General features: G+C 58.7%; 13 protein-coding genes. 5 read left to right on the top strand and 8 right to left on the bottom strand.

From position 1 onward, the window contains the following. Positions 1–217: 217 nt before the first annotated feature. Positions 218–1,618, bottom strand: coding sequence for a class II fumarate hydratase (locus QP891_RS02745; RefSeq protein ID WP_284769942.1), 1,401 nt, complete (start codon positions 1,616–1,618; stop codon positions 218–220). A gap of 108 nt (positions 1,619–1,726) precedes the next feature. Then, positions 1,727–2,740 (bottom strand): class II fructose-bisphosphatase, encoded by a 1,014-nt coding sequence (glpX, locus tag QP891_RS02750; RefSeq protein ID WP_284769941.1) that lies wholly within the window; start codon positions 2,738–2,740, stop codon positions 1,727–1,729. Between the two features lie 217 nt (positions 2,741–2,957). Between glpX and QP891_RS02755 the strand changes: the two genes are divergently transcribed. Then, on the top strand, positions 2,958–3,527 hold the full coding sequence (locus tag QP891_RS02755) for a DUF4245 domain-containing protein (protein WP_284769940.1): 570 nt from the start codon (positions 2,958–2,960) through the stop codon (positions 3,525–3,527). Here QP891_RS02755 and QP891_RS02760 read toward each other — a convergent pair. The 3 genes from QP891_RS02760 to xseA are packed head-to-tail and all read right to left on the bottom strand — an operon-like array spanning position 3,511 to position 5,435. Further along, positions 3,511–3,891, bottom strand: a complete 381-nt coding sequence (locus tag QP891_RS02760) for a hypothetical protein (protein WP_284769939.1) — start codon at positions 3,889–3,891, stop codon at positions 3,511–3,513. The two genes, QP891_RS02755 and QP891_RS02760, sit on opposite strands and share 17 nt — an antisense overlap. Then, positions 3,891–4,169: an exodeoxyribonuclease VII small subunit gene (locus tag QP891_RS02765; protein ID WP_005280052.1), complete on the bottom strand. Its 279-nt coding sequence runs from the start codon at positions 4,167–4,169 to the stop codon at positions 3,891–3,893. The genes QP891_RS02760 and QP891_RS02765 overlap by 1 nt, the downstream gene beginning before the upstream one ends. A 24-nt stretch (positions 4,170–4,193) precedes the next feature. Then, positions 4,194–5,435: an exodeoxyribonuclease VII large subunit gene (gene xseA, locus QP891_RS02770; protein WP_284769938.1), complete on the bottom strand. Its 1,242-nt coding sequence runs from the start codon at positions 5,433–5,435 to the stop codon at positions 4,194–4,196. Positions 5,436–5,588: 153 nt separating this feature from the next. Here xseA and QP891_RS02775 point away from each other — a divergent pair, with 153 nt between their 5' ends. Then, positions 5,589–6,539, top strand: coding sequence for a 4-hydroxy-3-methylbut-2-enyl diphosphate reductase (locus QP891_RS02775; RefSeq protein WP_284769937.1), 951 nt, complete (start codon positions 5,589–5,591; stop codon positions 6,537–6,539). Positions 6,540–6,614: 75 nt separating this feature from the next. Here the strand turns inward: QP891_RS02775 and QP891_RS02780 are convergent, their stop codons facing one another. From QP891_RS02780 to QP891_RS02790, 3 genes are all read right to left on the bottom strand, one after another. After that, the gene (locus tag QP891_RS02780) at positions 6,615–7,424 is read right to left on the bottom strand and encodes a DUF6542 domain-containing protein (RefSeq protein ID WP_284769936.1); all 810 of its coding nucleotides are present in this window, start codon (positions 7,422–7,424) and stop codon (positions 6,615–6,617) included. 65 nt (positions 7,425–7,489) lie between these two features. Continuing rightward, positions 7,490–8,560 carry a DNA recombination protein RmuC gene (locus QP891_RS02785; RefSeq protein ID WP_284769935.1) on the bottom strand — a complete coding sequence of 357 codons (1,071 nt, stop codon included), beginning with the start codon at positions 8,558–8,560 and terminating at the stop codon, positions 7,490–7,492. 36 nt (positions 8,561–8,596) lie between these two features. Further along, entirely contained in the window at positions 8,597–10,084 is a 1,488-nt protein-coding gene (locus QP891_RS02790) for an AI-2E family transporter (protein WP_284769934.1), read from the bottom strand. Positions 10,085–10,113: 29 nt separating this feature from the next. Between QP891_RS02790 and ychF the strand changes: the two genes are divergently transcribed. From ychF to QP891_RS02805, 3 genes are all read left to right on the top strand, one after another. Further along, positions 10,114–11,199 carry a redox-regulated ATPase YchF gene (gene ychF / locus QP891_RS02795; RefSeq protein WP_284769933.1) on the top strand — a complete coding sequence of 362 codons (1,086 nt, stop codon included), beginning with the start codon at positions 10,114–10,116 and terminating at the stop codon, positions 11,197–11,199. 98 nt (positions 11,200–11,297) lie between these two features. Further along, entirely contained in the window at positions 11,298–11,831 is a 534-nt protein-coding gene (locus tag QP891_RS02800) for a type 1 glutamine amidotransferase domain-containing protein (RefSeq protein ID WP_284769932.1), read from the top strand. A gap of 308 nt (positions 11,832–12,139) precedes the next feature. Further along, entirely contained in the window at positions 12,140–13,054 is a 915-nt protein-coding gene (locus tag QP891_RS02805) for a cation diffusion facilitator family transporter (protein WP_458773877.1), read from the top strand. Positions 13,055–13,058 lie beyond the last annotated feature (4 nt).

Here is a 13,058-nt window from a genome sequence, read left to right on the forward strand (position 1 = left end):
AATGCAACTTTACACTCGGTGCAAACTTGCACCAAGTGCAAAATGGGTGATTTTGTAGATGTGTACGCCGAATCTATGTTGTAGGTCACAGCATACGCTTGCCGATGCCCCCTCTTTACCCGCGCTTACCATGCCTGGCAAGCGCGTCGAGGCATGCGAAAACCCCCGCTCAGAGGCGATTTCCGAGCGGGGGTCGTAGCGCTAAACGCGGGCTAGATTAAATATTGTCGCGCTCGCGGTTGGTCATGCTCAATACGTCCAAGCGCTTGTCCAGCTCTTCCTCAGTGAGGTTCTCGCCGTCAACAAAGCCCAGGTCGATAACGGCCTGGCGGACGGTGATCTTCTCATTGAGGGCGTGCTTTGCGGCCTTGGCGGAGTTCTCGTAGCCGATGGCGGAGTTCAGCGGGGTCACAATGGAAGTGGAGGACTCCGCGAAGTGCTTCATGCGCTCCTCGTTGGCCTCGATGTGGTCGACGCACTTCTCGGCAAAGACGCGGGCGGAGTTAGCCAGCAGGCGAGCGGACTCGAGCACGTTGCGCGCCATCATTGGGATGAAGACGTTGAGCTCGAACTGGCCTTGCGCGCCGCCGAAGGCAACGGCTGCGTCATTGCCCACAACCTGGCCGGCCACCATGGTGACTGCCTCAGGGATAACCGGGTTGACCTTGCCCGGCATGATGGAAGAACCAGGCTGGAGGTCCTTCAGGTGGATTTCTGCCAGGCCGGTCAGCGGGCCGGAGCCCAGCATGCGCAGGTCATTGGCAATCTTGTTGAAGGATACGGCCACCGAGCGCATGGCTCCGGAGAACTCTACAAGGCCGTCGCGGTTAGCCTGTGCCTCGAAGTGGTTTTCAGCTTCCTTCAGGTTCTCAACGCCGGTGAGCTTCTTGAGCTCTTCGGTCACCTTGCCGCCGAACTCAGCGGAGGTGTTCAGGCCGGTGCCGGTGGCGGTACCACCGATGGCCAGCTCGCCCAAGCGCGGGAGGGTAGCCTCGATGCGTTCGATGCCGAGCTCCACCTGGCGGGCGTAGCCGCTGAACTCCTGGCCCAGGGTGATGGGGGTGGCGTCCATGAGGTGGGTGCGGCCGGCCTTGACAACGTCCGCGAATTCCTTCGCCTTCTTGGTCAAGGACTCGTGCAGCACCTTCAGGCCCGGAATGAGGTCATTGACGGCTGCTTCCGTGGCCGCCACGTGGGTAGCTGTGGGGAAGGTGTCATTGGAGGACTGGCCCATGTTGACGTCATCGTTCGGGTGAACCTCTACGCCCTGCTTCTGTGCCAAGGAGGCGATGACCTCGTTGGTGTTCATATTGGAGGAGGTACCGGAGCCGGTCTGGAAGACATCGATGGGGAAGGCATCATTGTGCTTGCCTTCCGCGATTTCCTTCGCAGCGGCGATAATAGCGTCTGCCTTTTCCGCATCTAGGCTGCCGGAGTCCTTGTTGACCTGTGCGCATGCCGCCTTGAGCAGGCCGAGTGCGCGGATTTGCGCATCTTCTAGGCCGCGGCCGGAGATGGGGAAGTTGTCTACCGCGCGCTGGGTTTGTGCGCGCCACAGGGCATCAGCGGGAACTTTAACCTCGCCCATAGTGTCATGTTCGGTACGGTATTCGGTCATGAAAATCACCTCGGTTAATTGATTGTGTGCGTCTACCCCCAGTATGGCGAAAAGCTAAAAACTAGAGCACGAAAAGCCCGAGCCCGCCCCGCCATTTGGGGGTGAGGTTTAGTTCTTGGTGGGGTCCGAGTAGTCCACGACGGAGTATTCCTGCAGCTTTGCCAGCTTGTGGAAGGAATCGACGTAGCGGATGGTGCCGGACTTGGAACGCATGACCAGCGAACGGGTGGAGGCGCCATTATTGCGGTAGGAGACACCTCGCAGCATGTCGCCGTTGGTCACGCCGGTGGCAGCGAAGTAGCAGTTCTTGGACGAGACCAAGTCATTGGTGCCTAAGACCTTGTCCAAGTCGTGGCCGGCGGCGCGGGCCTTTTCTGCTTCCTCTTCATCCTTTGGCCACAGCTTGCCCTGGATTTCGCCACCCATGCACCGCATGGCGCAGGCGGTGATGATGCCCTCAGGGGTACCGCCGATGCCCATCATCATGTCGATGGAATTGGAATCCTGGCAGGTGGCGATGGCACCCGCCACATCGCCGTCCATGATGAGGCGTACCTTGGCGCCTGCCTCACGGATCTCTTGGATGAGCTTATCGTGGCGCGGACGGTCCAATACCACCACGGTGATATCGGCGGTGCGCAGGCCCTTTGCCTTGGCAACAGATTCGATATTCCACTGCACGGATTGGTTGATATCGATGGATCCGACGGCTTCAGGTCCAACGGCGATCTTTTCCATGTAGAAGACTGCGGATGGGTCATACATGGTGCCGCGCTCTGCAGCGGCGATTACGGAAATGGCATTGGGGCGGCCTTCGGCCATCAGCCGCGTGCCATCTACGGGGTCTACGGCAATGTCCATCGCCGCACCCTCGCCGGTGCCGACCTCTTCGCCGTTGAAGAGCATTGGGGCCTCATCCTTTTCGCCCTCACCAATGACAACAACGCCCTTCATTGCCACGGAGTTAATCAGCTTGCGCATGGCATCGACTGCCGCGCCATCGCCCTCATTCTTCATGCCACGACCTACCCAGCGGCCAGAGGCCAGGGCGGCGGCTTCGGTCACGCGCACCAGCTCCATGGCCAAGTTACGGTCGGGCAAATAAGAAGTATTTTCGGACATGTGTAGTGGTTGCCTTCCATGTTTTCTCACCGTGGGGGTAATTCCCACGCGCTTAGTGTTCTACTTTTCCTATTCTGGCACTTTTTGGTGTCAATAGGTCCGATTTGGGGCCCCTTTTGTGGGGATTTTCCTCTCTCGGGGGAGCATTATCGGCGCGAATGTGCGCACGCGGGAGGCATGTGGCACTTTCACGGCGGCTCATGCGATACTAAGGCGCGTGGCAGCAGAACAAAGACCGAAGATTTTCGAAGGCGCTCGCGACATCATTTTGTCCCTGTCCATAGTGGTCCTCATGATGTTGCTTGTGGTGGGCGCAACCGGGCTTTGCTCGGTGAATCCGGAAACAGCGCAAGGCCCAGTCCAAGAGGTAGACGAGGAGACCTTCCTGGATACGCAGGCCCGCGCCGGTGTTGGCGCCATCCGAGATCCCCAGATGCCCGAAGGCTGGCAGGCCAATGCGGCCCGACGTTCGCAGCTAGGAGGCGAGACAGCCACCGTCGTCAGCTGGCTTACCGCAGATGGAAACTACGTGGAATCCACCCAAACCCAAGTTTCTGCAGAAGACGCCGGCGAAAAATACGACGCTAACTATCGCGGGCTGAACTCCACGCGCGAGGTAGCGGGCCACCAAGTACGCGTGCTGGCAAGCGACGACGATTCGGTGCGCCGCTTGTGGATCGCTGACCTAGGCGATGCCCGCCTCATCATCTCCGGCGCAGCCCCCGATGAAGAATTCGCCGCCGCCACCGAGGCCTTCATCAAGGCCAAGCCTATAAGCGGAAAGTAACCTCGCTGAGCCCCTCATCGTCTGCTTTCACCGTGATTCCCTCAGTACCACCGGCGGCTTCTTCCAAGGCAGCCGCATCTAGCCCGCTCAGGCGCGTCTTTTCTAGGTAGACGTCCACGCGCTCGCGCTGGGAACGCTGCGGGTAGATGGAGACTTGGACCACCTTGGCATCGGCAAGCAGCAGCACGATGGACTGGGAAAAGTAACTCAGTTCCTCCTCAGTCGCCGAAACCTGGGTGATGGTATGCGCCGGCCCGAAAAATTCCTCCACCAACGCGCGGGAATCGCCGCCCATGATGGAGCCTGCCGATGCCGATTTGGATACGAAATCAATCCGCTTTCCCGGGTAACCATAAATCTGCATTACTCTTCACCCTCCTCGGCCTGTTGCTCGTTGTTTTCCGCCTTTTCGAGAGCATCTTCCACGCGCTTGGAGGCGCCATCCAAGTGGGATTCGCACGTGCGAGCAAGTGCCTCGCCGCGCTCCCAGTACTTCAGGGACTCGTCCAAGCCCATCTGGCCGAGCTCTAGAATCTTGACGGTTTCAATGAGCTCATCGCGCGCCTGCTCATAGCTCAATTCCTCTACTGGAGTAAAGGCATCCTGGCCCGGCTGGCCGGAACCAATGGTTTCATCTGACATCAGCATTTCTCCTACTATTTCTGGCTAATCGGCGGCCTGGGAGGCCATGGATACGGCGGTGATGGAACCATCGCCCACGCGAATGCGCAATTGCGCGCCGGGCGGTGATTGCTCATAAGAGCTAACTACCTCCGGATCGCTGCCATCTTTGGGCAAGACTTGAACAATAGAATACCCACGGGCAAGCGTCGCCGAAGGGCCTAAAGCAGAAACCCGTGCGCGAAGGGACTCCACGTGCCGGGTCTCGCGGTCTAACAACACCCGCAATTCGCGGCGCATACTCGTGCGCATGCGCTCGACTTCTTCACGTCGGGCGCGGATCGGGGTCATCGGATCGGCCAATACCGGCCGGGAACGGATATTATCTAATCCACGGCGCTCGCGTTCTACCCAACCGCGCAACGCCGCTGCCATGCGGGAACGCGCCTCTGCGAGGACCGCCCGTTCCTCTGCCACCGAAGGGACCACGCGCTTGGCGGCGTCCGTGGGTGTGGCCGCGCGTAAGTCTGCGACATTATCCAGCACTGGGCTATCCGGCTCGTGGCCAATCGCGGAGACCACCGGCGTGCTGGCGGCCACGACGGCACGTTGCAGGGCTTCTTCAGAAAAGGGCAGGAGGTCTTCGACAGAACCGCCACCGCGGGCGATGATGATGACATCAATATCTGCATCGGCGTCGAGCTCCTGCAGGGCCGAAACCACCTCGGGGACGGTATTTGCCCCCTGAACCGCGGTATTGATGACGCGGAATTGCACGGCCGGCCACCGGTCGCGGGCGACCGCCATGACATCGCGCTCGGCGGCAGAACCGCGGCCAGTAATCAGGCCGATCTTCTGCGGGAGATAGGGAAGTGGGCGCTTGCGCGCGGGATCAAAGAGGCCTTCTGCGGCGAGCTGCGCGCGTAGCTTTTCGATGCGCGCCAATAAATCGCCGATGCCCACGTGCCGGATCTCTGTGGTCCACAAGGAAAAGGATCCGCGGCCTGCATAAAAGGCGGGCTTGCCGTGCACGATGACGCGGTCGCCGTCCTTCAGCGGTGTAGGTAGGTTGTGCAGCATTGAGGAAGAGCAGGTCAATTGCACCGACTTTTCCTGCTGCACATCGCGCAGGGTGAGATAAGACAGCTTCCACGTGGGCTTGTAATTGATCTGCGTTAATTGGCCTTCCACCCACAGATATCCAAGGCGCTCGATCCACCCCTTCACCTGGTCATTGACCTGGCCTACAGGCCACGGGGTCTCTGGAGTATTTGCCGGTTGGTTCACGCAGCCACCCTTTCCATCTACAGCGCCATACGGTGCCTTTTAGTGTAGGTGCTCCGGACAAGCACCGCCCCGCTTGGGTGGCCTAGATGGGCACTTTTGCTGCTGGATAGCCCTTACTATTGTTTTGCTTTACCTTTCGATACTCTGGGAGGCATGACTGATGGTAAAAATGTTCTCCTCGCGGCACCGCGCGGTTACTGCGCTGGAGTGGACCGCGCCGTCGAGACTGTAGAAAAGGCGCTAGAAAAATACGGCGCACCCATTTATGTGCGCAAGCAAATCGTCCACAACCGTTATGTCGTTGAATCTCTGGCCAAGCGCGGAGTCATCTTCGTTGAAGAGGCATCCGAAGCCCCAGAGGGTGCTCACCTCGTATTCTCTGCCCACGGCATCTCCCCGGCGGTGCGCAATCAGGCGCAAGAGCGCAAGCAATTGACCCTGGATGCCACCTGCCCCTTGGTTACCAAGGTGCACAAGGAAGCCCAGCGCTTCGAGCGCGATGGTTACCACATCCTCCTCGTGGGCCATGAAGGCCACGAAGAGGTAGAGGGCACCGCGGGTGAGGCCCCCGATGTCACGCACTTGGTCGATGGCGTCGACGGCGTGGACAAGCTGCCAGATTACTTGCAGGATGAAAAACTCATCTGGCTTTCGCAGACCACGCTCTCGGTGGATGAGACCGTCGTCATCGTCAATAAACTGCGCGAGCGTTTCCCGCACCTGGAAAACCCGCCATCAGATGATATTTGCTACGCCACCCAAAACCGGCAAGAGTCCGTCAAGGCCATCGCGCCGAAGTGCGATCTGATGATCGTGGTGGGGTCAAAAAACTCGTCCAACTCGGTGCGCCTCGTAGAAGTCGCACTCGAGGCAGGCGCGCGCGACTCCCACTTGGTGGACTTCGCCGCAGAAATCGATGAATCGTGGTTAGACGGCGTACAGACCGTTGGTGTGACCTGTGGCGCCTCCGTGCCGGAACTCTTGGTGCGCGAAGTGCTCGAATACTTGGATGATCGCGGCTTTAATGACGTGGAGCAAGTAACCACCTCTACGGAATCCATTACCTTTGCGCTGCCGCGTGATCTGCGTCCCGCGCGCACCTAGCGCTGCAACGCCTAAAACAACGATAACCGTGAGCCTGGTGGCCTCTTAAAGAGTGCCGAGGGCTCACGGTTTAGTTTATTCGTAGAGGTTATCGTCCCAACGCTGCTTCTTGGCAGTGGCTTTTGTCGAGGAAGTGGGACCTGTTTCGGGGGACGGTGGTATCACGTCCCCCGCGCGCCGGTTCGGATCGGGTTGCAAGCGATTTTCGCGTTCCGCCTGTTGCTCGCGACGACGCTCTTCTCGGTCGCGGCCGCGGATGCGGTCCTGCGGCTTCTGCGGAGGTTGCGCCTGTGCATGCGATCTGCGGCGAGAGGCGCGTGGGGATGAGGCCTGCGGGTTTTCGGATCTATTACGCGCCATGAGTTCCGCCACGGAAAGCCGCTCAGCGCGGTTCTGACGATCCCGCTTCATGTCCGCGCGCCGCGAGATCCTTTGCTGATTCACAGCGCGCTGTGCGGCCTTGCGGAAGCGAATCCAGCGCAAAACGCCGATTGCCGTCGCGCCAAGAACCGCGATAAGCAACCACACGAAGTTCTGGACCAGCGGATACACCGAGGTGAGCAGCGACGTTTTAGAAAAACTGGTGCCTTCTGGAGCATTGGACTTGGTGATGAAGATTCCCGCCGTCACCACGGTTACCGCGTACAAAATGGGGATGGACGCGATGGACAGGAATAATCCCCGCTCCTCAACGATGAGCGCTATGAGCAGCGAGCTGATGATGAGGAAGGCAAAGTACATCCAGCCTATAGAGCCGGCAAGAATGGAAATCAATGCGCCGGTGAGCAAAAGTGCCGCCAATAGCCCAAGGCCCTTCAGCAGCGAGATGTTCGGCATGCTCAGGCCTTGCGCGGCGGTTGGCTTTCGTTGTTTGGCTAGTGACACGTCGCAAAATCCTACCGTCTGGCGCGGGCCAATGGCTATATCCACGCAGTAAAACTGCCTAGAATTTATGAAAAATTTGTCCCGCGCGGCCACGTATCAATGGGGGAGGGCTCGCGCGGTGCCCTGTTCGTGCGGCCGGGGATCTCCATTTCGTGCAGCTTGCGGGCAGTCACGCCCACGCGCGAATCCAGCGAGGAGAGCGTGGAATTATAGGCTTCTACTGCCTTTTCGAGGTTTTGACCCACCTTGCCGTAGTGCTCCGAAAGGGTATTGAGCCGCGAATAGAGCTCGCGTCCCAAGCGTTGGACTTCTTTTGCCTTGGTGGAAATATCTTCTTGGTGCCAACCCATAGCTACCGTGCGCAAAAGCGCGAAGAGGGAGCTCGGGGTGGCGATGACGACGTTGCGCTCAAAACCAAACTCGATGAGCTCAGGATCGACCGACAACGCAGCATCGAGGAAGGGATCTGCGGGCACGAAGAGCACCACGAATTCCGGGGTGGGTTGGAAGGCCTCAATATAGTCCTTGTGGGACAACGCCTGGATGTGGCTGCGCAGCTGATGCGCGTGGCGGCGCAGGTAGCCGGCGTGTTCTTCTGGATCTTCGGTTTCTAGCGCATCGAGGTAAGAAGAAAATGGGACCTTGGCATCGACGATGATATGCCTGCCACCGGCCAAGTTGATGAGCATATCTGGGCGCACGATGCGGCCGTTTAAGGGGGCAGAGACTTGGGTATCGAAGTCTACGTGCCGTCTCATGCCGCCGAGTTCGACGACGCGCTCTAGCTGAATCTCGCCCCACCGCCCGCGCACATTGGGTGAGCGTAGAGCCGTAACGAGCTGATCCGTGCGCTCTGTTAGCCGGGACGAGGTGCGGGTCACCGCCTGCACTTGGCTGGACAGGGAGGCCAAGTGGGCGGTGCGATCTTCTTCCAATTCTTGGAGCTGGAATCCAAGCCTATCCATGGCCTTTTCCAGCGGTTGCAGCTCGGCCTGGCGGCGCTGGGATTCTTGCAGCGCCCGGTGCTCCTCGCTCGGCGCGGAGCGGGAAGCGGAATGAGAGTGGGCCAACCATCCCAGAACGGCGCCCAATAGGAGACCGATAAACAGCAGCAGCACGGGCAAAGTGGATGTCATGGAATCCACTATGACACGTGCTGCCGACACAGCACACTATTTTTTCGAATCTCCGTTCAAAAGATTTTCAAAGGCATCCCGCGCCCGGCGCAGGTTGGAGCGCATGCTCGGTTCGTCATAGTCCTCCGGGGTGGAATCGACGTCGACGGAGGCGTCGAGCGTGGTGGGATCGCCATCGGAAGCCGCGTCGGCGCCGGCGATATCGGGGTTGGCGTGTTCTGGGACCTTGCGCCATTGCTCGCGCTTGTACTGCGCTTGCTCTTCGGTATAGCGGCCGATGAGGTAGCCCGCGACGGTGGAGTAGTTGAGCTCGGAGGAGTGCTTTTCGCCGGACTGCAGCTTCATCATGTCCTGCACGTAGCGATAAGCCACCGCGATCATGGCGGCGGTCGGCACGGCCAAGAATCCACCAATGAGTCCAAAGAGCGCGGAGCCGACGATGACGGAGACCAAAACAATGACTGGGTGCAGGTTCATGGCCTTCGCCTGCAGCCACGGCGAGAGGACATTTCCTTCAAGTTGCTGGACCAAAAGAACGAGACCCAAGACCAACAGTGCTCGGGTAAAGCCCAAAGACACTAAGGCGATAACCACCGCGAGCGCGCCGGAGACAATGGCGCCGACGAACGGGATGAAGCCGGCGATGAAGGTGATGATTGCCAGGGCCATCGCCAAGGGCACGCCGATAAGCACGAGGCCGAGGCCGATAAAGATGGCATCGATAAGCGAGACCACCGCCTGTGCCCGAATGAATCCGCCCAGGGTATTCCAGGCGCGCGTGAGCAATTCCGTGAGGTGCCAGCCGGCACGTCGCCCGGTGGCATCGCGCAGCCACGGCAGGAATTTGGTGCCGTCCTTGAGGAAGAAGAAGGTGAGCACCAAGACAATGAACACCGTGACGAAAAATGAGGTGGCATTGCCGATGCCCGTAAATACAGACCCGGCGATAACGCCCGCACGCTCCTGCAACCAGCCTGCGGCCTCGTCGATATAGGTGCTCATATCGTCGCTATCGAGGTTCAAGGGTGGGCCCTGGGCCCAAACCTGGAGCTGCTGGATGCCCGAGACCGTTTGTAAGTAGAGCGACTGGGATTGCCGCATGAAGTCCGGTGCCACCGAGGCGATGAGCCCACCGACGGCGGCTGAAGAGAGCAGGATTGTCACAATCGCTGCCAGGCCCGCGGGTAGTCCCTTTGTTCGCATCCAACGCGCCATGGGGTTAAGCACGGTACAGATAATAAGAGCCAAGAGCACTGGAAGGATGCCCTGCCAGAAGCTACCCAGGACCTGATAGACAGCAAAAAGGAAAACGCCGATTATCAGCAGGCGCACGGCCCACAGGGAGGTCGATTTCACCATCTCGCCCGCGATGACGGAGCGATCGACCTGATTGCCCGGGGGATGCGGCGATACGTCGTCCAATTGGTTGGTGTCGAAGTCACCGTCCATCTTATCGCCCGGGCTCGCCTGTGGCTTTTCGGGTGTTGGTTGCTTATCAGAACTCACCCCACCATCTTGCCTCATAACGCGGTAGGTGCGTTAGGATTAGCCCCGTGAGTCTTACACTAGGAATCGTCGGCTTGCCCAATGTGGGCAAGTCCACTTTGTTTAATGCCCTGACCCGTTCCGAAATCTTGGCGGCTAATTACCCATTCGCCACCATCGAGCCCAACGTGGGCTTGGTGGAGCTGCCGGATCCCCGTTTGGACGCCCTCGCCAAGATGTTCAACTCCGAGCGTATCTTGCCGGCGACCGTGTCCTTCGTGGATATTGCCGGCATCGTCGCAGGTGCCTCGCAGGGCGAGGGTATGGGAAACGCCTTCCTAGCCAATATCCGCGAGGCCGACGCTATCTGCCAGGTGGTCCGCGCCTTTTCTGATGACAATGTCATCCACGTCGATGGCCAGGTAGATCCCGGCAATGACATTTCCGTTATTAATACAGAGCTGATTCTGGCGGATCTGCAGACCATCGAGAAGGCCCTGCCGCGCCTAGAAAAGGATGCCCGGAAGAATAAGGACTTGGCGCCTGTTGTGGAGGCAACCAAGAAGGCGCAGGAAATCCTAGAGGATGACCGCACCCTCTTCGCCGCCGCCAAGACCGGCGAGATTGATCTTTCCCTCGTACGCGAGCTGCACCTGATGACGGCTAAGCCCTTCCTCTATGTCTTTAACTCGGACGAGGCTGTGCTTACCGATGCCACCAAGAAGGACGAACTGCGCCAGCTCGTCGCCCCAGCAGATTGCGTCTTCCTCGATGCACAAACCGAGTCCGAGCTCTTGGAGCTGGATGAGGACGAGGCAAGCGAGCTGCTCGAGGCAGTAGGCCAAGAAGAGCCCGGCTTGGCTACCTTGGCCAAGGCTGGTTTCTCCACCTTGGGCCTGCAAACCTACCTCACCGCTGGTGAAAAGGAAGCCCGCGCGTGGACCATTAAGCAAGGCGCTGCCGCACCCCAGGCCGCTGGCGTAATCCACACCGATTTTGAAAAGAAGTTCATCAAGGCAGAAATCGTCTCCTTCGACGATCTTGTTGCTGCTGGCTCAATGGCCGAAGCGCGAGCCAACGGCAAGGTCCGCCAAGAAGGCAAGGACTACATCATGCACGATGGCGACGTGTGTGACTTCAAAATCGGCGGCTAAAACCTAGCTTGTTGCAGGTCGCGGTAGTGAACGTGGCGAGCGCGCGAATGTAGAGTTATCCTATCTGCGTACCCGACAACAATAAGGAGGCCATAATAATGGCTGAGCTAGAAAACAAGACGATCGCAATCATTGCTACGAATGACTTTGAAGACTCCGAGCTGACCTCTCCGCTAGAGGCCGTGCAGAAGGCCGGCGCTACCGTAAAGGTTCTGGCGCCTAAGGCCGGCACCATTACGGGCAAGAACGGTACCGAGATTAGCGTTGATGCTACGACCAAGGACTCCGAGGGTGAGACCTTCGACGGCATCATCTTGCCTGGCGGCACCAATAACGCCGACCTCATCCGCCTGGATGAGGCAGCCGTTAGCATCGTGCGCAAGCACATGGGCGAGGACCGCCCCTTGGGCGCTATCTGCCACGGCGGTTGGATTCTAGCCGATGCAGAGGCCCTCAAGGGCCGCACCCTGACGTCCTTCCCGTCCCTGCAGACCGATCTCCGCAACGCAGGTGCTACCTGGGTTGACGAAGAGGTCCACTGCGACCAGGGCTTGGTCTCCTCCCGTACCCCGGACGACCTGCCTGCATTCAACGCTAAGTTGGTCGAAGAGTTTGCAGAGGGTCAGCACTAAACTAGGCAAAAGCCTCAATTACTCCCTACGAGCCAGATGGTGAGAAACCTTCTGGTTCGTAGGGAGATTTTTCGTCTATATGGGCTCCTCGCGTTCGCTAGGGTGGATCAAGGATTTGGTTGAATGTTTAAGGATTCTCGCCGTCTGCTAACCTGTGAACCTAGAAGGGGAGTAGTTCCTACGGCGCTTACTGCGCCGCGATGACTGGTCGACACACTGGCTTAAAGGCCCGGCCACTCAGCATCGAGGCATCGATGCGAACGAGACCTTCGGACTGATTCTGGTTGCCGAAGGGAGAGTAGTAGACCTTGTCTTCTTTAAGTTCTGAGCAGCGTATTTTAGAGCGCTTTATGATGTTGTCCATCGCCGCGGCGGTGGCGACAATTGTCCTGAAATCCTTGGCGGCGTGGCTGACGGGCTCGGTTGGTTTCTTCTCTGATGCCCTCGAATCCCTCGTGAACCTCGTGGCCGCCATCGCGGGTTATTGCGCCTTGCGTATTGCCGCTAAGCCTGCCGATGATAATCACCACTTTGGCCACGGTAAGGCGGAGTATATTTCCGCGTTGGTAGAAGGGGCGATGATTTTCATTGCGGCAGGAGCCATCATCTACACCGCAGTCCAACGCCTTTTTACTCCCCAGCCCGTTGAAGAAGGCGGTTGGGGCTTAGCGCTGTCGCTATTGTCCTCGATACTTAATTTGGGCGTCGGTTTGGCCCTGATTAAGGCGGGCAAGCGCTACCGGTCTGCGACGCTAAATGCGGATGGGCACCACCTGATTACGGATGTGTGGACCTCCGCCGGCGTTCTCGTCGGCATGGCTGCGGTGTATCTTACGGGCTGGTTGTGGCTTGATGCGCTTGTGGCCTTGGCCATTGGCATCAATATCTTGTGGACGGGATTTAAGATTTTGCGCGATTCCGTCAGCAGCCTGCTTTCTGAGGCCCTTCCGCAAGAAGAACAAGATCAAATTTGGGATCTCTTAGCTGAACTGGAAAAAGAAAAGTCCGTGACTTTCACGGATTGGCGTACGGTAGCCTCCGGCAGGCAAAGAATGGTCTACCTGACCATGGAGGTGCCAGCGGACTGGAGCGTGCTCTACTCACACGAGATTGCCGATGACGTCGAAGTCGCCCTCGACGAGCTTTTCGCCGGATGCAGCGTATTTATCCACGTGGAGCCGGCTGGTGTTGCGCATCGCCGCCCACTTCCATTCCGGCAATAAATAA

Origin of the sequence: Corynebacterium sp. MSK310, from assembly GCF_030227355.1 — a bacterium.
GTDB lineage: Bacteria > Actinomycetota > Actinomycetes > Mycobacteriales > Mycobacteriaceae > Corynebacterium > Corynebacterium rhinophilum.

Bases quoted from the DNA above. Each gene is read 5' to 3' on its own strand.
- QP891_RS02745 (WP_284769942.1), bottom strand. From the start codon at position 1,618: ATGACCGAATACCGTACCGAACATGACACTATGGGCGAGGTTAAAGTT.
- glpX (WP_284769941.1), bottom strand. From the start codon at position 2,740: ATGTCCGAAAATACTTCTTATTTGCCCGACCGTAACTTGGCCATGGAG.
- QP891_RS02760 (WP_284769939.1), bottom strand. From the start codon at position 3,891: ATGCAGATTTATGGTTACCCGGGAAAGCGGATTGATTTCGTATCCAAA.
- QP891_RS02765 (WP_005280052.1), bottom strand. From the start codon at position 4,169: ATGTCAGATGAAACCATTGGTTCCGGCCAGCCGGGCCAGGATGCCTTT.
- QP891_RS02775 (WP_284769937.1), top strand. From the start codon at position 5,589: ATGACTGATGGTAAAAATGTTCTCCTCGCGGCACCGCGCGGTTACTGC.
- QP891_RS02785 (WP_284769935.1), bottom strand. From the start codon at position 8,560: ATGACATCCACTTTGCCCGTGCTGCTGCTGTTTATCGGTCTCCTATTG.
- QP891_RS02790 (WP_284769934.1), bottom strand. From the start codon at position 10,084: ATGAGGCAAGATGGTGGGGTGAGTTCTGATAAGCAACCAACACCCGAA.
- QP891_RS02800 (WP_284769932.1), top strand. From the start codon at position 11,298: ATGGCTGAGCTAGAAAACAAGACGATCGCAATCATTGCTACGAATGAC.